The organism is Enterococcus sp. 9E7_DIV0242, assembly GCF_002140975.2.
Taxonomy (GTDB): Bacteria; Bacillota; Bacilli; order Lactobacillales; family Enterococcaceae; genus Enterococcus_L; species Enterococcus_L clewellii.
Window position 1 is genome coordinate 1,333,625 of sequence record NZ_CP147247.1, and the last position, 17,511, is coordinate 1,351,135.

At 36.5% G+C, this 17,511-nt stretch carries 19 protein-coding genes; 5 read left to right on the forward strand and 14 right to left on the reverse strand.

Features of this window, described 5'->3' with window-relative positions; translation table 11 throughout:
* Window positions 1-18: 18 nt before the first annotated feature.
* The 5 genes from A5888_RS06160 to A5888_RS06180 are packed head-to-tail and all read right to left on the reverse strand — an operon-like array spanning window position 19 to window position 5,634.
* A complete protein-coding gene (locus tag A5888_RS06160) occupies window positions 19-846 on the reverse strand; it encodes a carbohydrate ABC transporter permease (protein WP_170924717.1) in 828 nt (275 codons plus the stop codon).
* Window positions 833-1,759 carry a carbohydrate ABC transporter permease gene (locus A5888_RS06165; protein ID WP_086348300.1) on the reverse strand — a complete coding sequence of 309 codons (927 nt, stop codon included), beginning with the start codon at window positions 1,757-1,759 and terminating at the stop codon, window positions 833-835. The genes A5888_RS06160 and A5888_RS06165 overlap by 14 nt, the downstream gene beginning before the upstream one ends.
* A 19-nt stretch (window positions 1,760-1,778) precedes the next feature.
* Window positions 1,779-3,011, reverse strand: coding sequence for an ABC transporter substrate-binding protein (locus tag A5888_RS06170; protein WP_086348301.1), 1,233 nt, complete (start codon window positions 3,009-3,011; stop codon window positions 1,779-1,781).
* On the reverse strand, window positions 2,995-3,921 hold the full coding sequence (locus tag A5888_RS06175) for an ROK family protein (RefSeq protein ID WP_086348302.1): 927 nt from the start codon (window positions 3,919-3,921) through the stop codon (window positions 2,995-2,997). The genes A5888_RS06170 and A5888_RS06175 overlap by 17 nt, the downstream gene beginning before the upstream one ends.
* A gap of 15 nt (window positions 3,922-3,936) precedes the next feature.
* The gene (locus A5888_RS06180) at window positions 3,937-5,634 is read right to left on the reverse strand and encodes a class I mannose-6-phosphate isomerase (RefSeq protein WP_086348303.1); all 1,698 of its coding nucleotides are present in this window, start codon (window positions 5,632-5,634) and stop codon (window positions 3,937-3,939) included.
* 135 nt (window positions 5,635-5,769) lie between these two features.
* Between A5888_RS06180 and A5888_RS06185 the strand changes: the two genes are divergently transcribed.
* Window positions 5,770-6,492 (forward strand): GntR family transcriptional regulator, encoded by a 723-nt coding sequence (locus A5888_RS06185; RefSeq protein ID WP_339101986.1) that lies wholly within the window; start codon window positions 5,770-5,772, stop codon window positions 6,490-6,492.
* A gap of 292 nt (window positions 6,493-6,784) precedes the next feature.
* On the opposite strand, the gene tnpA is transcribed toward A5888_RS06185, so the two are convergent.
* Complete coding sequence (gene tnpA / locus A5888_RS06190; protein ID WP_339101987.1) at window positions 6,785-7,258, reverse strand: IS200/IS605 family transposase; 474 nt, start codon at window positions 7,256-7,258, stop codon at window positions 6,785-6,787.
* A gap of 395 nt (window positions 7,259-7,653) precedes the next feature.
* Here tnpA and A5888_RS06195 point away from each other — a divergent pair, with 395 nt between their 5' ends.
* A complete protein-coding gene (locus A5888_RS06195) occupies window positions 7,654-7,776 on the forward strand; it encodes a hypothetical protein (protein WP_269160903.1) in 123 nt (40 codons plus the stop codon).
* A 19-nt stretch (window positions 7,777-7,795) separates the two neighbouring features.
* Here the strand turns inward: A5888_RS06195 and A5888_RS06200 are convergent, their stop codons facing one another.
* The 5 genes from A5888_RS06200 to A5888_RS06220 all read right to left on the reverse strand — a co-directional run bounded on the left by A5888_RS06200 (window position 7,796) and on the right by A5888_RS06220 (window position 11,513).
* Window positions 7,796-9,118 carry an ATP-binding protein gene (locus tag A5888_RS06200; protein WP_339101988.1) on the reverse strand — a complete coding sequence of 441 codons (1,323 nt, stop codon included), beginning with the start codon at window positions 9,116-9,118 and terminating at the stop codon, window positions 7,796-7,798.
* A gap of 45 nt (window positions 9,119-9,163) precedes the next feature.
* The gene (locus A5888_RS06205) at window positions 9,164-9,832 is read right to left on the reverse strand and encodes a hypothetical protein (protein WP_339101989.1); all 669 of its coding nucleotides are present in this window, start codon (window positions 9,830-9,832) and stop codon (window positions 9,164-9,166) included.
* Between the two features lie 448 nt (window positions 9,833-10,280).
* Window positions 10,281-10,508, reverse strand: a complete 228-nt coding sequence (locus A5888_RS06210) for a hypothetical protein (RefSeq protein WP_339101990.1) — start codon at window positions 10,506-10,508, stop codon at window positions 10,281-10,283.
* Window positions 10,501-10,983, reverse strand: coding sequence for a hypothetical protein (locus A5888_RS06215; protein WP_339101991.1), 483 nt, complete (start codon window positions 10,981-10,983; stop codon window positions 10,501-10,503). The genes A5888_RS06210 and A5888_RS06215 overlap by 8 nt, the downstream gene beginning before the upstream one ends.
* 320 nt (window positions 10,984-11,303) lie before the next feature.
* Window positions 11,304-11,513 carry a helix-turn-helix transcriptional regulator gene (locus A5888_RS06220; protein ID WP_339101992.1) on the reverse strand — a complete coding sequence of 70 codons (210 nt, stop codon included), beginning with the start codon at window positions 11,511-11,513 and terminating at the stop codon, window positions 11,304-11,306.
* 129 nt (window positions 11,514-11,642) lie between these two features.
* On the opposite strand from A5888_RS06220, the gene A5888_RS06225 reads away from it, so the two are divergent.
* A complete protein-coding gene (locus tag A5888_RS06225) occupies window positions 11,643-11,975 on the forward strand; it encodes a helix-turn-helix transcriptional regulator (RefSeq protein ID WP_339101993.1) in 333 nt (110 codons plus the stop codon).
* 48 nt (window positions 11,976-12,023) lie between these two features.
* On the opposite strand, the gene A5888_RS06230 is transcribed toward A5888_RS06225, so the two are convergent.
* Both A5888_RS06230 and A5888_RS06235 read right to left on the reverse strand, forming a co-directional pair.
* Window positions 12,024-13,427, reverse strand: coding sequence for a DNA primase (locus tag A5888_RS06230; protein ID WP_339101994.1), 1,404 nt, complete (start codon window positions 13,425-13,427; stop codon window positions 12,024-12,026).
* Between the two features lie 65 nt (window positions 13,428-13,492).
* Complete coding sequence (locus A5888_RS06235) at window positions 13,493-13,771, reverse strand: helix-turn-helix domain-containing protein (protein ID WP_339101995.1); 279 nt, start codon at window positions 13,769-13,771, stop codon at window positions 13,493-13,495.
* A 301-nt stretch (window positions 13,772-14,072) separates the two neighbouring features.
* On the opposite strand from A5888_RS06235, the gene A5888_RS06240 reads away from it, so the two are divergent.
* Complete coding sequence (locus A5888_RS06240; RefSeq protein ID WP_339101996.1) at window positions 14,073-14,762, forward strand: helix-turn-helix transcriptional regulator; 690 nt, start codon at window positions 14,073-14,075, stop codon at window positions 14,760-14,762.
* 68 nt (window positions 14,763-14,830) lie between these two features.
* On the forward strand, window positions 14,831-15,967 hold the full coding sequence (locus A5888_RS06245) for a tyrosine-type recombinase/integrase (RefSeq protein WP_339101997.1): 1,137 nt from the start codon (window positions 14,831-14,833) through the stop codon (window positions 15,965-15,967).
* A gap of 100 nt (window positions 15,968-16,067) precedes the next feature.
* On the opposite strand, the gene sufB is transcribed toward A5888_RS06245, so the two are convergent.
* The gene (gene sufB / locus A5888_RS06250) at window positions 16,068-17,462 is read right to left on the reverse strand and encodes a Fe-S cluster assembly protein SufB (RefSeq protein ID WP_086350226.1); all 1,395 of its coding nucleotides are present in this window, start codon (window positions 17,460-17,462) and stop codon (window positions 16,068-16,070) included.
* Window positions 17,463-17,511 lie beyond the last annotated feature (49 nt).

Here is a 17,511-nt window from a genome sequence, read left to right on the forward strand (position 1 = left end):
AAACTCCAATCATTAAATTTATCCTTTAACTGCACCATTCATAAAACCTGATAGAACCTTTCTTGAAAAAATAACGAATAGAATCAAGATTGGGATCGTGGCTAATACGGAGGCAGCCAGAGCACTATCCATGTTGTTAAACAGATTATTGGTATATTTAACAACTAGTAACGGGACAGTCTTTTTTGTGTCTGTTTGTAAGAAAATCAGTGGAATAAAAAATTGATTCCAAATATTTACAGAGCTGATGATACACACAGAAAAGACGACTGGTTTGGCCATTGGAAACATGATCCGCAAAAAAATCGTTAATTCTCCTGCACCATCCAATGTAGCCGCTTCATAAAGCTCATCAGGGAGTTTACTGAAAAATTCAGTCAACATCAATACAGGCATACTGATCGCTGTTCCCAAAATAAGAACAACACTGGTATACGAATCCATCAAACCAACATTTTTTATCAATAGAAAAATCGGGACGATCCCCAATTGTACCGGAAACATCATACCTATCAAGAAAAATACCCGTAGGAAACGATTTCCTCTAAACGTATAGCGACCTAAACCGTACGCGACAAACGAAGCTAGAAAGACTAACAAAACCACTGAGAAAGCAAGAATAATGACACTGTTAAGAAAATATTTTTCAAAATGGTCATTCACAAACAGCTTAATATAGTTTTGAACAGTGAAGCCTTTCGGCAATCCTAAAGTATTTGTCATAAAATCGCTTTTCTCGCGAAATGAATTATATAGAAGATACCCAAGAATGAAAATGATGAATGCAGCAGCCAGCCACATGATCTTATTGATGATTTTTTCCACTATCCCTTTATGCTTTCCCATCATCCTCATCCTTTCTCATCATGAAATACATTTGCAATGAAGCAACTATAAAGATAATCAAGAATAGGACACAAGCAATCGTGGTCCCCATTCCCATTGAATTTTCTGAAAGGTTGCCTCCTAACGGATTATTATCGCCAAACGCAATTCGATAGAAAAACAGACTGACTACATCTACACTACCGTTTACGCCACCCGATACACCACCTAAAATGTAACTATAGTCAAAAATCGTCATAGCAGTGATATAAGAGATCAGCGCTAAATTCAAAATAGTATTTTTGATTTGCGGGATAACGATCAGCCATAATCGTTTCCAATACCCTGCTCCCTCCATATAAGCCGCTTCGATACTATCCTCGGAAATCATATTCATCGCAGCAATAAAATACATCATTCCCACACCAAAACCAGCCCAGGAAATCATGAGCCAAACAACATAGATTCCCACACTGGGCATTCCCAGCCAAGGCTGAGCTAACGAACTTAGCCCAACCTTGTTCAACAGCTCATTGATCAATCCGATATTCGCATCCAGTAATAACGTAAACAGAAAAACAATTACTGGTGTTGAAATGAATTGCGGCGAGAAAATAACCGTCCGCAAGACCCCATGCCCAGTCGTCTTTGAATAAATCATATAAGCAAAAGCAATTTGTAATGGGAGCATGATCAAGACTGTCAAAATGAAAATAATCAAGCTATGCTTTAAGGCATTTGTCAGCTGATTCAACAAAATCGGATTAGAAAACAGCTCTTTGTAATTATCAAATCCAACAAATAGCTGCTCACCGATTCCGTTCCATTTAAAGAAACTGATTTTCGCCGCTGAAAAAATCGGATAGATGACAAAGAGACAGTAAAAGATAAAACCTGGAGCGATAAACCATAGGAATGCCCTCTTTTGTTTCATAAAACATCTTCCTTTACTTTTATTTCTCCAATTCAGCCTTTAACAGGTCAATTGCTTCATCTGGTGTAATCGTTCCCTGCATCAAATCTGGCAAAATAGAAGTTAGCAGCAAATCTTGTGGTTTAGAGCTTTCTGATGCTACCTGAGACAATTTATTATAGATATTTACTCCGACCTCATCAAAATCAGCCAGTTCAGAAACTCTGTCATCTTTCGGCTCAATATCATCTAGCATCGGCACTTCTCCAGTAGCATCTTCAATGATTTGCTGTGCCTCTTTGCTGTTTAGAAATTCAACATATTTTGTTGCTGCTTCCGGATGCTTGGTTTTCTTAGAAATTGCATACGTATTGATGTTGTTAGGACCGGACTGTGCATATTTCTTTCCATCTTTGCCCGGCAATACGAATGTCCCCACATTTAGACCGCTTTCAAAATATGATTTACTATTCCAGGTACCGTCAGGGATCATCGCTGCTTTTCCATTGGTAAACAGTAATTTCGCCCCATTTCCATCTGTTGAAACAAAATCCTTTCCAAAGACACCCGCTTTACTATAGTCATAGAAATTTTCAAACACTGTCTTCAATTCATCAAAAGTCGCTGAACTTTTATCTGTAACGATACTGTCGATATCCTTACTAGCCAAGCTCGCTGCCGTTGTCTGAATATACCAATAACGGTCAAAATCCCCATTTCCTCCTAATGCAATCGGAGCAGTATCTGTCTCTTTTAGTTTATTTACAACTTGGTCAAACGCTTCCCAAGTTGTTGGAACTTCTAAATCGTTCTCTTCAAATATATCCACATTGTAGTAATAGGTTACATATGAGATAAAGGAAGGCAGAGAAGAATATATTTTACCATCCACCGTTGCATATTCGATTGCCTCATCTGAAAAACGATCATAGTTCAGCCCTTCGATCGGTAATAGATACCCATTGTTCGCCATTTCAGCCATTTTAGTCGATTTGTTGCCCTGGACCCAGAACAAATCAGGTAATGAATCTGATTGCAACGCTACATTTATTGAGTCTAACGTACCGGAGTATTGATAATTGATCTTGATATCCGGATTTGCTTTAACAAACGCTTCATTGACCTTTGTAAAAGCCTCTTCCTGCATTGCCTGGTTATCGGCATCTCCCCATATCGTCAGCTCTACCTGTTCTTTCCCTTCCTTTGCTCCGCCACATCCAGCCAAGGCCAATAATCCAACCGTTCCCATAATCAGTTTAGTAATTTTTTTCATCGGTTTTCTCTCCTTCTTTTAGTATAAATAATCCCTCTAAGGTTCTTAAGGTTGTGTCTTCACTGACTCTCAACGTTATCTGCTGCTCTTGTTTTCCAAGAGCCTTTCGTAATCCACCTTCAAAATAAGTAAAGCTTTTACTGATTTGTCCTCCAAATGTGATTTCATCCGGCTTGCAGCTCGAAATATATGGTTTGATTGCCTGACCCAGATATTCACCAAAAAACTGAAAAACAGTTCGTGCAGTTTCAGCTCCTTCTTTCGCCTGTTTGTACAGCTCTGCGCCAGATAACGCGTCGAGATAATAGACGTCAATAATTTTTTCCAGCCCTCTAGCTGAAGCATAATCATCAATGATGCTCTCTTTGAACGGCTGATCGTATATCATTCCCGATTCAGGAATACCTCTTGCTCCGGCAACGATTTTCTGTTGATCGATAAAGGTCGATCCTAATCCTGTACCGATCGTAAAATAGGCACCTCTATTTACCTTTGAATAGTGATTTTCACCAAAAGCAAAGGCTTCGGCATCATTTTTAAAAAAGATAGCTGCATGTCGGATTTGCTCATTTTCTTTTTTCATCTGTATTTTTTTTAGTTCTGCTAAAAGGTTGATTCCGTATAGTTGATTGAATTTTCCCAACCCTTTGATCAAACTAATTCCTTTTTCGTAATCAAATGGTCCTGGAAAAGCGATAGCAATAGTATCTACTATCCATTCACTTTCACTGTATTCAAACAATAAATTCGTAAAAATCGTGTCAAAATTCTCTAAAATCATTGCTTTTGTTTCATCTGATCGAGCCGGATAATAATGGATTTCCGTGTACTTATCTTTGAATTCATTTGAAAATAGCGCACCTTTGATATAGGTTCCTCCCACATCTAAACAGATCGAAATCTTTTTCATTGTTCAAACATCCTTTTATCTAATATAGGCTTTCATCACTTTTACTGTTTGCCCATCCACAGGTGTTAATAAATAATCACCAATGATCTCAGGAATAATAAATGTCTCACCATAATAAATATCAAATGGCTCAAATTTACCGTCTGGCGATGTAACAACTATCTGCTCTCCTTCCACTAGATTTAACATATTTACACTGGATTCTGTCCGTAAAGAAATAGTTTTTGAAAAGGTCAGCCGTCTGGTTTCAATCGCTTCTAACACATGTAAGCCTGTTTTTTCTTCTAAAAAGCCTTCCTCTTTTTGGATAACTGTCACTGCATTGATCAATTCCCTTTTGGCGAAGGTTTCATTAAAATCTGTATTGATCACTTGTTCTCCATGATCAATTGAAATAGGTCTTGGTTTTCCGTCTAAATCTAACCTTCCCCAGTCCCAAAGCTTAAACGTAAATCGATTTGGCGTGGCACTGATTTCCAACACTACGCAATTTTTGCCACTAGAGTGTACTGTGCCAGCAGGTATCAAGAAATGATCATGTTTTTTCACAGAAAATTTATTTACATATCTTTCTTCATCGAAGGTGCCTGTTTCTTGCGCTTTTTTGAGAGCAGAGATCATTCCATTTTTGTCTACTTCATCCTTAACACCCAGATAAACAACAGCATCTTCTTTACAATCCAAGATATAGTAGCTTTCATCTTGTGTATATTTTGCGCCAAATTTCCGATAGGCGTAATCAAGAGTTGGATGTACCTGTAAACTTAGATTCTGCCCATCGATCGTGTCCAAATAATCAAAACGAATCGGGAAATCTCTGCCAAAACGGCCATATACCTTTTCGCCCAGCAATTCTTCAGGATAGCTGTTCACCAAAAGCTGAGCCGGCATCTCAAATTCGAACTCACCGATTTTCGCCAGAATGCTATTTTCCTCTGGTACGCCATCAAAGCTCCAGCCCAGGTTCGGCTGATTTGCCCCCACATCAAACTTTTCCTGCATCCAATTGCCGCCCCAAACACCTGGATCGAAATAGGGAACTAAGCGAAAGGGTTGATGAATAAAGGCACTCAACACCTTCTCTAAATCAGACTCGTGGATCATCTTCAAGCTACGATGATCTGTTCCATCTAAGTAATAATCACAGCTCTTCACCAGCTCTCTTCTTCGAAAATCTGCTGCCGGCCAATCAAAATAATAGGCGCGCTTTAATTTTTCAGCGAATGATTCTTCCCTAAATCCTTGCCAATTCATCAAGCCTTCTTTATAGCGCAGCTGTACTTCCCATCTAGTAATGTCGACATAAGCAAGAACCTCATAATCGAGCACATCTGCGGCACCCACACCGATAACGATTACTTTCTCTCCTCCCTTGTTTAATTCCCGCTGTTGACGAATCTTTTCATAATCAAAAAACTCAGAAAAATCTTTGTGAGAAAAACGTCCAAATGCTTGATCGTCTGTCAAGTCCTCTTGAAGCGCTGCCATGATTCGAGCTGGTGACCAATAAAGTTCATCCGTATCGATTATCTTATACTCCGAAAAATTTTGCTGTACTTCTTCTATCAAACAGGACTTATCCACTCCCGGGTAAGTTTCAATCGCAAGCCTGTCAACAGCATTTCCTTTGGTAAGTTTGGAAAGAATTTCATTTTTTTCATTTATTAGCTCTATAGGTTCCTTAATCGTTACATTAGGTCTTTTCCTGTACATGCTCATTCTCCTTGCTCTAATGTTATGACAATAGTATAATGCATATATAAAACGCTTTCAATGGCATTTTATGTATATTTTAATCCCTTTGAAATCAGTGTTTTTCTATCAATGTTATAACATTAGGAGGCCATAATGGGTACAGAAAACCAACCACTCTATGTACAAGTTGCAGATGAAATGAGAAACAATATCCGAATTGAGAAATGGCAGGAAGGACATAAAATCCCTACAGAGTTCGAGCTATGTGATATCTTCCATGTCAGTCGAATCACGATACGAAAAGCGATTGAAGAATTGGTCCGAGAAAAGCTGTTGGTGAGAAAAAAACCAGTAGGGACATTTGTTGCGGAGAGAAAGTTAGTCGATGATAAGCAAAATTATACAATTGTTAAAAGCTTTACAAATGAAATGAAAGAATTAGGAATCAAATTTGAAACACTTAAAGTAAACGTCATTGTTTCACATGCGGATCATACCATTGCCAATTTTTTGAACATTACTCCCGGTGAAAAAGTTATTATCTTAAAAAGACTTCGCGGAAATAAAGGCAAGCCGATCGGTTACTTTATTACATACTTCAAGCATGAAGAGCATTTTTCATTGAACACAAATGATTATAAGTATTCGTTTTATGACTATCTAAACTCATTGGATATCCATATTACTAGCAATCAGGAAGTTGTTGAATCTGTTTTACCTACAAAAGAAATCGCTACAATCCTAAAGGTCAGCAATGGTACACCTTTACTAAAAAGATGCCGTTTTACCTCTGATGCCTATAAAAATTTTTATGAGTACACAGAATGCTACTATATTGGCAATGAATATAAATACTTTATTGATTTCACTCGGTAATACATATTCTTAAAATAAGGATATAAAAACACTATGAATATCTATACTCATGTGACTCCTAATAAAATTAAAGAGATTGGTAAACAGTTCGCAAACTATGTTAACTTTTAAAACGAATCGTATTCAAAATCGTATTCATTGTTTAATTATAGAATCAAAACCTCCAGTGTGAACTGGAGGTTTGCTCTGCGGCTGTGAGCCTCTATTACCGGCCAGAGCCTGAAAGGCTCACTGAAGAAAAGGTCTCCCACGTGCACCACATTTACTCACAGCTCCTTAAAGGAGCTCTTTTCTATTTCTTCCGATTTTCTTTTCCTGTAAACGGATCAACCTCTTCGAATAAAGTTAACTGATCTGCTACGAAGTCCTCTTGAAGTTGATTACGAATATATTCCTCTATCTGCTTCTTGTTTCTCCCTACCGTATCCACATAGTATCCTCGACACCAAAACTTTCGATTGCCATAGCGATACTTTAAATTGGCATGTCTGTCGAAAATCATTAAGCTACTTTTTCCTTTTAAATAGCCCATAAATTGAGAGATACCCAATTTTGGTGGTATGCTCACTAGCATATGAACATGATCTTTACAGGCATTTGCTTCAATGATTTCTACACCTTTTCTTTCACATAGTTCTCTGAGTATTTCACCTATACTTGTCTTGTATTTTCCATAAATAATTTGCCTTCTGTATTTTGGTGCGAATACCAAATGATACTTACATTTCCATACAGTGTGTGATAAACTTTCGTTAACCTTTTTCATAAAGGTACCTCCTAAACTTTTTGATGTGGTGGTCGGGAAACCAACTTCATCTTAACAGTTTGGGAGGCTTTTTTACTACCACGCTGGAAGCTCTCCGGAACCCCTAGCATAGCTAGGTTTTTTCAGAACATATAAAAAAATAAGCTAGAAATGCTGTAAAATCAACATTTCTAGCTTAAAGCGTAGGTCTACCCCACAGACCCTTCCATATAGATTTTAAGATAACACACCGAATCAACCTGAAACAAACAAGGAGAATCCTACCATTACTACAAAATATTAAGCGCATATGACTACAATAGAATACAAAATCGGCTGGTCAAAATCTGGTCAGCATAAAATTATTTTTCATTGTATAATAGATATAAATATTGATTTGAAAGGATGAACAAATTATGTCACATAAACCAAAAGAAAATCCACGCCCATCTAAACCAAATCCTTTAAATGAAGGAAGAGATATAAAACTTCCGACTCCGAATACCGGAGAACTGAAATCACCGATTAAAAAGAAATAGCCTCACAGCTGTTTCTTTTTTATTCTTTAAAATTACGCCACTCATCTAGCCAATCAACCAGCATTTTACCTATTTTAAGTTTTCTTGTAATTTCATCAAAGTTTGGGTTAGTAGGACTAGAAAAATTAACGACTAGCTCTGGATTATCTCGGAGTTTAGAAGAAATATATTCCGTTCCAGATGGGTCTCCATACAATTCATATTTTTCAACGATTGTATTATCAAATCGCTTCAATGCTTCACCATGCATTGATTGTCTCAATAGTCTATTTTCTGTGAATCCCCTCTCTTCAACAAATTGCATAAACTCTGCACATTCAGTGTCATCTTTAAATAATGGTATCACACGTAAAAACATCTGCTTAGCCTCATTCGAGTAATTCCCGCTCCAATATGAAATTACAAATTCAAACAGAAGATAACGAAAGCTGCTTTTTATAAAGTAAGGTTTTATCCAAAACTCCGGTGGAATTACTTTTGTTCTCCCCTTATCAATACTCTCAATTAGACTAGAAAATAGAGGTACATCCCTATAATAAAGTGTAGCTTTTTCATCTGAATGGAAGTCTGTATGGCAGCTTGTATTACAAAATGCGTACAAATAATAAAAAGGGTCACCTAGTGATTCATCATTAATATCCTTGGGTGGAGTAAATTCCTCATCTTCTTCTATTTCTGTATTAGTAAAATGTACAGTGTAATCCGGATTTTGTTTATAGTAAAAGAAGAATCGGGTGATTCCCGATTTATCTGATTCACCGTCCACTCTCTCCCAATTTTCTAAATCTATTAGATAGTTTTTTGCTCTCTGTGATGGATTATATAGTAATCCAAATCTTCGTTTCCACAATATTTCAGTATCGTACAAATTAGCTGTGTCGGTTTTAGGTGTATTTGTATCACCTTTACGAGTATAGATATTCCCTTTATAGAGTATACCTTGTTCTTTATATTTATAATCCTCTAGTAAATAAAACGGGGTATTATCACTTTGTTTGATGATTATAACATCAACATTTTCATCAAAAATAGAAACAGTCTTGACATATATTTCCGGAATATTCCCTCCAGCCCATTTTGGTTTTTTGCGAATTAAATCAATAACTTGTTGTTGATTCTTTCGTTTCTCGTCATTACGAACTCCGGCAATTTCATTCGTTTCATCTTTGACTCCGATTATAATATACGCATCTCTATTAGCCGGGCTGTTAGCCATACATATAATGTCATGTAACAAATCAATATTTTTAGAATACCATTGCTGTTTAAAATCCCAATAATCACCTTCTGTCCCAAGCTCAATTAATTCTAAAATTTCGATACTTAAATCTTCTGTATTCATTGAAATCCCACCTTTAATTCTATTTTTAATAAATGCACCTTCATTCTAGCCACTCATGTCTTCATTAAATATGAATATTATTAAATTTCTGTCAAAGTCAAAATAGATATGTTTTCTGTCTTTAGTATAGTGCTCACCATTGAATAGAGCTCTAACCTCTTTGTATTTGAAATCTTCCTCAGTACTAAAAGTATTAGGAGAAATAGACATTTTAAATGAACCCTCAGTTACAGATAATCGTTCTAAAATACCGCTCTCTACAAAAGTTTTCTTATCATCATTTTTAAATATGTACACTGAGTTATAAGGAAACGTCGGATTCTGTATAAGATGTTCAATAGTTGGTTTGTTTGTAGTGTATGGTACCAAATCTTTATCTAGTTTCTTTTCAATGGAAGTATTCACTTCCTTCAATGCCCGAGGATAAACAAAGTAAGTTAATAAAAAGCTGACTATACATGCCACTAGAAATAAGATCACCGCACCATAAATACTAAGTTTAAAAAAATCAATTTTTTTATTTAAAATTTTATCAAATGATAAATACATCAAAAAAATGGAGAAGCCCATATTAAGTAAAGATAGTGCACCTAAAACTACAACTTTTTCATCTTTTTTATCTTTATCAAAATACACTAATCCTATTTTGCTCAAATACCAATATGACATGAAGCCCGGTATTCCTGTAGCAATTATGGTTAAGAATAAATTCATACAATGACCTCCTCTTTGTTTTCAAATCTCCAGCATTGAATGACTGCTCTAATTATAGCAAAGATTAGATAAAAGCTCTCATCTTCAACTGAACTATTACTAATTATTAGCTCTTATAACTCTTCCATATATCTCGTTGTAACTGATTGCTTGTCCATCCATAAATATTGTTTTCCCTTGTTCGACATAGTTTGAAAAGTCAATATCAATGAGGTTCAAGACAAGTTACATGGGAACAGGAATTAAGAAATAGCTAGTTTAAATACTCATCTAAGTTCAACTAAAATCAATAAGACGGAGTCAGAAATGGAGTCAAGAAATACCCGCTGAGAAAATAAAGAACATTGGAAGAATAATATCTTTCAATGTTCCTCTATTGATTATATTTAACTAAATATAGCCCACTCAAAATCTTCTTTGCAAAGCTCTTTCTTAGCTGTCCTCTGTACTATTCATCTTTGATTATTTCGTTAGTATCTCTGATGTTCCGCTCATACTGCTTTAAAAACCAAGCTCTTCCAACAAGAAGGAAAATGATAAAAGGTATAGTTGACCATAGCCCCATAAAGAATGCAAGCATAACTGAGAAACCTATAACGAGCTGTAAACTAATTTTCTTATAACGGTTCATATGGTAAGCTAGTTGGCTTTCTGTAACTCTATTCTCTTCATCCATGTGTCTTGTCCTTGCCTTTCTTCTGTTGTATATGAGTTATTACACCTATTCCGATTAAAGCGAGTATACACACTTGTAAGAAACTTATATCGCTTTTATTAACCTTTTTACCGACTATCTGCTGTGAGGTGTAACCTCCATCATTAGATATAAGTAAGTAAAGTATTTCATCTTTTACGGTGTCCGTTTTCTCTGAGATACTAGCCATCATTAAAACGCCGTCTTTTTCTGCTTCAATCATCGGCATATTATCATCGGTTTTACCGTGTGTATATGGTAACTCATTTAAATTGTCCCCAGAATGGATTTGTATAGCCTTTTTAGTAATAGTAATGTCTAACCGATATCCTTGGTCGGTGTAGGCTTCCCATTTACCTATAAACTTATTATTTCCACACGATGTTAGCACTAATAGTATTACTATTAGCCCCATACTCATCATTAATTTTTTTTGCTTTGTCACAACTAATTGCATTCTCCTTATCCTCCCTGATTTCAACTATAAATGAAACATTGCATATAGCTATTTCTAAAAAAAACAGTACTATTTAGTGATATAAAACGGTCAAAAATGCCGGAAAACTCCTTTATTGGCTGTTACTATCTGAAACGAATAAAACATTGCTATATCAACATTTATAGATGATATTTCTGTTTCATTTCAGATACAAATAAATATAGTCGGATTCCAAAAAACAAAAAAAACACACCCCGAGTAGTTGTTCTCCAGTTGTTAGGGGTGTATAAAGTACGGTCAAAATACTACGGGGTGGGGTTATCCTTTACATTTAATTATTATACTTTGTTAAATTCCTCATAGAAAAGCTCATCTATTGGTACTTCTAAAATACCGGACAATAGCTTCATTTGATGAGGCTTTGGAATTGTCCGTCCAGTTTGCCAAGAGCTGATACACTGTTGTGTTACACCCATCTTTTCAGCCATCTCACTTTGAGAAATCCTTTTCGCTTCCCTATACTGACTAAGCCTACTAGTCTTCTTCATCTGCTCACTCCTTAGCACCATTATAAACAACAACTTGATGTATTTCAACTCATTATGTGGTTTTCCATTGTTTATTATCAATACAAATACAACGTGTTGTTGTAATATAACAAAGGAGAGGTGTATTTAATGAAACAAAAGCAATATGCTAAAACGATTAGGGAGAGACGGCGTGCTTTAGGTTGGACGCAGAAGCAGCTAGCTAAGAGAATTCATTCAACACAACAGGCAATTACACGATGGGAGACCTCTGTAACTGAACCTAGTTTAGAAAGCCTCACAGCCCTCTCAAAAGCTCTAGGAACCCCTGTTAGCCACTTTTTGGATAAAGATGTAGTTGAATCCGAAGAAGAATTTCTTGCCCTCTACCGCTCTTTAAATGCCGAAGATACACAACGAACTATTAGCTATATGAAACTTCTAAAAAAGCAAGAAATTGAAAGAACAACTTTTAAGCCATAACAAAAAGCCGGAGTATCCTTATCTGATTGGATACCCGGCTTTACTTTTTTAAAGATAATAGATGATTTTATCTTGTTTATTCTCCATCACTGCTAATTCCTCTTTGTCATAAAGACTTGCCCTCACTGTTTCCAAGGAAAGTTCTCCTTCACTCTTTATGGTGTAGGATACTCCGTCACCTTTTTCTGCCTGAATTAGCATTCTATACTTGTTAGGCTTCTTACACATGTTTCCACCAGAATTATCTCGACTAACAATCTCTAAAATACCAAGTTCTTCAAGGTATTGAATATACGTTAGAACTCGTGTACGATTTTTACCAATACCATGCCTTTCCATCGAGCTATATGGAAAATAAAATACTCCGTCATCATCGGCGTACAACTTAGAATGAACTAACATACTGAACGCAAGTCGTAAATGGTGCGTACGCTTCACTTTTTCTAAAAGTAAATCAATCTCATTTTTGTATAATGAAATTTCTTTTTTTCTACCAATAATTTTATAATCACGGTCATATACAAGACGGACAACCCGACTCGTTTCTTTTTTCAGCCTAGTTAAAGACTTTGAAGAAATATAGCATCTTGTTTCATTGTTCGCAAGAGTATTTTCTATAATTTCAAAAATAACCGACCGTGTTCCAGTTTCTGAATATCCTTGTTCTTTTAGCCAGATAGCTCCTCTGAAAGTAAAAGCATCTCTCGAATTAGATCGTATCAAGTGACCGGTATTAAAAACTTCTGCTACTTCTTTTTGAGAAAAGTTTACCTCATTGAAAAAACCAGTATTCTTATTACTAATGTTCTTCTTAATGTCTACTGATTTATTACAATCATTAAGAATTGATTCTTTAAACTCATCCAGGCTCATTTGTTTGATAGATAAAATGTGATTGTAAGGAAGTGGCTCTAATGTCTGATTATTTACATAACAACATAGAACCCTGCTTTTTCTATGAAATCCCATAGGAAGCTTAACCCCGTAACTTGTTGTCGGACGTCGTTCAATTCTCTTAGTTGTTTCTCCGAGATACTCTAATACTTCAAAATAAAAAGCTTCGAGTTCTTTCTCTCTGATAACATCATCAAAGTATAAATCAACATGATAACCTTTTAGCCCACTTATTGAAACATGGATATCTCCTAAAGAAATACCATATATGTCAATTAAGCAATCGACTAAGTTTAATGTCGTCTGCCGGCAATCATGGACATCCAAAATATCCACATCAAAAGTTAAAAATTTAGTTAGCCCTCCATCTCCCAGCCGAACACCTATAGTCTTTTTATGCTTTAGATGCTTTGCAACTACTCCATCGGATAAGGTGTACCACACCGTCCTGTAAGTGACTGCTTCTCCTTTACCATATTGCTCTAAGTAGCTTTTTCTATTGGTAATAAATAGAGTATTTATCTTCTCTATTATAAGTTTTTCAATATGGGTTTCCATTGTGTATTCTCCTTCGTATTTTGTGATTGAGTGCATTAGAGATATTATGTTACTCTTTAATATCTCTACACTCGATTCGCTTCCATGAATTTATCAATATCAGACTTTTTCAGTCTAGTGACACTCTCAATTTTCATGACGGGTAGTCCGTACTGAGAAATATACTTTTTAAGTGTTCCTTTTGAGATTCCAAGATAATCACTAGCTTGCTGATAACTCATATACTCCGGATAAACACAAAAAACGCCCCCTTCAAAAGCAGATTTTAACTCAGTACTGATTATTTCTCTCACTTGTCCTTCAACTTGTGCGGAAACAATTTGATCAATACTTATTGCCGTCATACCCCTTCCTCCTTTCGTGGTTGGAAGTTTTTGCATCAAAAATAAGAGGTGAGAAAATTATCTCTCCATTCATTTCAAAACAAAAATATCCGATTTCCACGAACCGAGTAGGATAAGCTACTAAAATCACGCTGTTAGGTTCGTTATTAGGTGATAGATTGTTGAAAAGATTATATATTAATCCTTCTGTTTTTATCACAAACTAACTATACACCAAAAAAGAGATGTTTTCAACACTTTTGTAAAACTGTTGAAAATAACCCCTTTTTATTGTATGATTATCAATAGGAGGTAGTTAATTATGAAAAATAGAATAGCATTAACAACCAATGATAGGAAAAAGCGTACTGGTATCGAAATAAAGAAAATACGAAAAAGACTCAAGCTTACTCAACCCGAGTTCGGAAAAATTGTAAATCAAAATGCTGAACCACTTGGCAAAAAAATTATATACGGATGGGAACACGGGCTATTTTATCCTAGTAAAGAGCGCTTTGAACGAATTGCGGAACTTGGTAATACGACTGTAAATGAATTAAAATTCGGCACTCTTGAAGATTACATAATGGGATTAATAGTATATCGAGATAGCATTATTACTTATCGAGGACAGGATGACATATCGTTATTCGACTACCTTGAGGAATCTGATTTTCAGGAATTTAGAAATTATTGGAAAGACATTTTTCCTAGTATGGATGATAAAACCAAATATGAAGTTGCAAAAAATACCACTGTTTTATCAATAGAAGAAGGTCTAACTCATTATGATTTGATTGAAATAGCAAAAAATTTTTTAAGCTACATTGAAAACGATGCTGCCGACGACATTATTACTTTGACTAATTCTATAAAAAGAAGCCTAGACTGGTTTTACGAAGACAGAGAAGAAAATACAACCGGCTATGCTGAATTGAGGATAGCTATGAATCAATTAGAAGAAAAACTAGACAGTATTAATAAAGAATATAGTAAGTACTGGAAAAAATAAACTTAAAGGAGGTGATGCTAAAAACGGTAGGTTCTCCTTTATAACTGAAAAATAAGGAGACGATGGTAATGGCAAAGATATCAAAATACAAGAAGAAAAATGGTCAAATAGCATGGATGTATAAAGGTCATATTGCAACTGACCCAAGAACCGGTGAAAAAATTAGTACAACTAGACGTGGTTTTAGCACCAAGCCAGAAGCTCAAAAAGCACTAGACGAGCATATCTATACTATTAAATATGGTCGAAAAAAGAAAGAAGAAGATATGACTTTTAGTGATCTGTACGAGGAATGGATTGAACACCAGCGTGGAAGTGTAAAGCCTTCTACAGTTGCTATATCTGTCCGCTACGCAAAGAATCAAATATTACCTGAATTCGGTAAACTCAAATTAGCTGATATTTCTGTTTCTTACTGCCAAAAAGTTGTTAATCAATGGCACAATGATTATGAAAGCTACGACTATATGAGAAAACAGACGGCACAAATTTTGGGCTATGGTGTTTCGATGGAGTATATTGAAAATAACCCTATGAGAAAAACCCTCCTCCCACGTAAAAAAGAACAGGAGGAAAAGCGTAAATATTATTCTAAAGAAGAATTAAAGGCTTTACTAGATGCCTTTAAAGATTTTGGAAATATGAAGCAATATACTTTCTTTAGACTCTTAGCCTACACCGGTATGCGAAAAAGTGAAGTCCTTGCTCTACAATGGAAGGACATAGATATGTTTAATAAAGAATTGCATGTTGATAAAACTCTCGCTGTAAACGAGCATAATAAAGTCATAATTCAAACACCAAAAACAAAAGCTTCTAGACGTACCATCTCTTTAGACGATCGGACTATTGCTATACTCAATAACTGGCGGGTACAACAAAAAGAAGATTATTTCAAATTGGGATACAATACAAGTTCCGAAGAACAGCATGTATTTACAAGCAAAAAGAATACACTTTATATGCCGAACACAGTGAATGATTGGCTAAGATATATCCTAAAAAAATATGATTTACCTGTTATCACACCGCATGGATTCAGGCATACTCACATTAGCTTGCTATTGGAAGATGGCAGACCTATCAAAGTAGTTCAGCAAAGAGCCGGACATGAAAACAGTAAAGTCACAATGGACATTTATGCTCATATTACAAATAATGCACCAAAAGATGTTGGACAGTCCTTTGCAAATCTGATGGAGTAATTTTGAAAAAGCTGGTCAAAAGCTGGTCAAATTTTAAAATAAGATAAAACAAAAAACTCGAAACGCTATTATATCAACGTTTCGAGCATATATTCAAGTATTAACCTACACTGCCTTCCATCTCATAAGAAATAAGTCTATTCAACTCCACCGCATATTCCATCGGTAGTTCTTTCGTAAATGGTTCCACGAATCCCATGACGATCATCTCAGTCGCTTCAACTTCTGATAGTCCACGGCTCATCAGATAGTACAGCTGCTCTTCGGAGATTTTTGAGACCTTCGCCTCATGCTCCAAAGCCACTTGACTGTTGTGGATCTCATTGAATGGAATCGTGTCGGATTTGGATTTATCATCCATGATGATTGTGTCACACTCGATGTGTGAGATCGATCCAGCACTGTCCTTACCGAAGGTCACTTGACCGCGGTAGTTCACCTCGCCGCCATCTTTAGCGATCGATTTGGAAACGATCGAGCTAGAGGTGTTCGGTGCGTTGTGGATCATTTTTGCTCCTGTGTCCTGCACTTGGTTTTCACCGGCAAAGGCGATAGAAAGCATCGTGCCGCGGGCGCCGCGTCCGTCTAGTTGAACACTTGGGTATTTCATGGTTGTTTTCGCACCAAGGTTCCCATCGATCCATTCAACCGTCGCACCTTCATAGGCTTTCGCACGTTTCGTTACTAGGTTGTAGACATTGTCTGACCAGTTTTGGATCGTTGTGTAACGGCAGTAGGCATTTTTACGTGTATAGATTTCCACGATAGCCGCGTGCAGACTATTACTTGTATAAGTTGGTGCAGTACAGCCTTCTACGTAGTGAACACTGGCATCTTCATCAACAATGATCAATGTCCGTTCGAACTGACCCGTGTTTTCTGCGTTGATTCGGAAGTAAGTCTGTAATGGCACATCGACCTTTACGCCTTTTGGTACGTAGATGAAGGTTCCACCTGACCATACGGCTGAGTTCAGGGCTGCCAGCTTGTTATCTGTTGGCGGAACTAGCTTCGCAAAGTATTCCTTGAATAAGTCAGGGTATTCCTTCAAAGCAGAGTCCGTATCTGTAAAAATGATCCCCAGCTTTTGGAATTCTTCCTTCATGTTGTGGTAGACAACCTCTGATTCATACTGGGCAGAAGCACCCGCCAGATAGGCACGCTCAGCTTCCGGAATCCCGATACGCTCGAAGGTTTCTTTGATTTTATCCGGTACATCGTCCCAGTCACGTGCTGGACGATCACTTGGTTTTTGGTAATATTTGATTGCATTGAAATCGATATCGGACAGATCTGCGCCCCATTTTTGCATCGGCATCTTGTTGAACTGCTCCAATGATTTCAAGCGGAACTCAAGCATCCATTCCGGTTCTTGTTTTACTCGAGATATCTCACGTACGACTTCCTCAGTCAGCCCTTCACCCGTACTGAAAACCGGTTGAACATCATCGTGGAAGCCGAATTTATATTCTTCTAACTCTGGTACGCCGCTCATTGTTTCACGCTCCCTCTTCTAGTATGCTAAGCGGGGAAATGGTTTCCTC

What these genes read in the sequence shown, in the direction of transcription:
- A5888_RS06230 (WP_339101994.1), bottom strand. Translation starts at nt 13,427, where the DNA reads ATGGAAACCCATATTGAAAAACTTATAATAGAGAAGATAAATACTCTA.
- A5888_RS06195 (WP_269160903.1), top strand. Translation starts at nt 7,654, where the DNA reads ATGTCACATAAACCAAAAGAAAATCCACGCCCATCTAAACCAAATCCT.
- A5888_RS06205 (WP_339101989.1), bottom strand. Translation starts at nt 9,832, where the DNA reads ATGAATTTATTCTTAACCATAATTGCTACAGGAATACCGGGCTTCATG.
- A5888_RS06175 (WP_086348302.1), bottom strand. Translation starts at nt 3,921, where the DNA reads ATGAAAAAGATTTCGATCTGTTTAGATGTGGGAGGAACCTATATCAAA.
- sufB (WP_086350226.1), bottom strand. Translation starts at nt 17,462, where the DNA reads ATGAGCGGCGTACCAGAGTTAGAAGAATATAAATTCGGCTTCCACGAT.
- A5888_RS06185 (WP_339101986.1), top strand. Translation starts at nt 5,770, where the DNA reads ATGGGTACAGAAAACCAACCACTCTATGTACAAGTTGCAGATGAAATG.
- A5888_RS06240 (WP_339101996.1), top strand. Translation starts at nt 14,073, where the DNA reads ATGAAAAATAGAATAGCATTAACAACCAATGATAGGAAAAAGCGTACT.
- A5888_RS06245 (WP_339101997.1), top strand. Translation starts at nt 14,831, where the DNA reads ATGGCAAAGATATCAAAATACAAGAAGAAAAATGGTCAAATAGCATGG.
- tnpA (WP_339101987.1), bottom strand. Translation starts at nt 7,258, where the DNA reads ATGAAAAAGGTTAACGAAAGTTTATCACACACTGTATGGAAATGTAAG.
- A5888_RS06170 (WP_086348301.1), bottom strand. Translation starts at nt 3,011, where the DNA reads ATGAAAAAAATTACTAAACTGATTATGGGAACGGTTGGATTATTGGCC.
- A5888_RS06180 (WP_086348303.1), bottom strand. Translation starts at nt 5,634, where the DNA reads ATGTACAGGAAAAGACCTAATGTAACGATTAAGGAACCTATAGAGCTA.
- A5888_RS06220 (WP_339101992.1), bottom strand. Translation starts at nt 11,513, where the DNA reads ATGAAGAAGACTAGTAGGCTTAGTCAGTATAGGGAAGCGAAAAGGATT.
- A5888_RS06215 (WP_339101991.1), bottom strand. Translation starts at nt 10,983, where the DNA reads ATGCAATTAGTTGTGACAAAGCAAAAAAAATTAATGATGAGTATGGGG.
- A5888_RS06210 (WP_339101990.1), bottom strand. Translation starts at nt 10,508, where the DNA reads ATGGATGAAGAGAATAGAGTTACAGAAAGCCAACTAGCTTACCATATG.
- A5888_RS06235 (WP_339101995.1), bottom strand. Translation starts at nt 13,771, where the DNA reads ATGACGGCAATAAGTATTGATCAAATTGTTTCCGCACAAGTTGAAGGA.
- A5888_RS06200 (WP_339101988.1), bottom strand. Translation starts at nt 9,118, where the DNA reads ATGAATACAGAAGATTTAAGTATCGAAATTTTAGAATTAATTGAGCTT.
- A5888_RS06160 (WP_170924717.1), bottom strand. Translation starts at nt 846, where the DNA reads ATGGGAAAGCATAAAGGGATAGTGGAAAAAATCATCAATAAGATCATG.
- A5888_RS06225 (WP_339101993.1), top strand. Translation starts at nt 11,643, where the DNA reads ATGAAACAAAAGCAATATGCTAAAACGATTAGGGAGAGACGGCGTGCT.
- A5888_RS06165 (WP_086348300.1), bottom strand. Translation starts at nt 1,759, where the DNA reads ATGAAACAAAAGAGGGCATTCCTATGGTTTATCGCTCCAGGTTTTATC.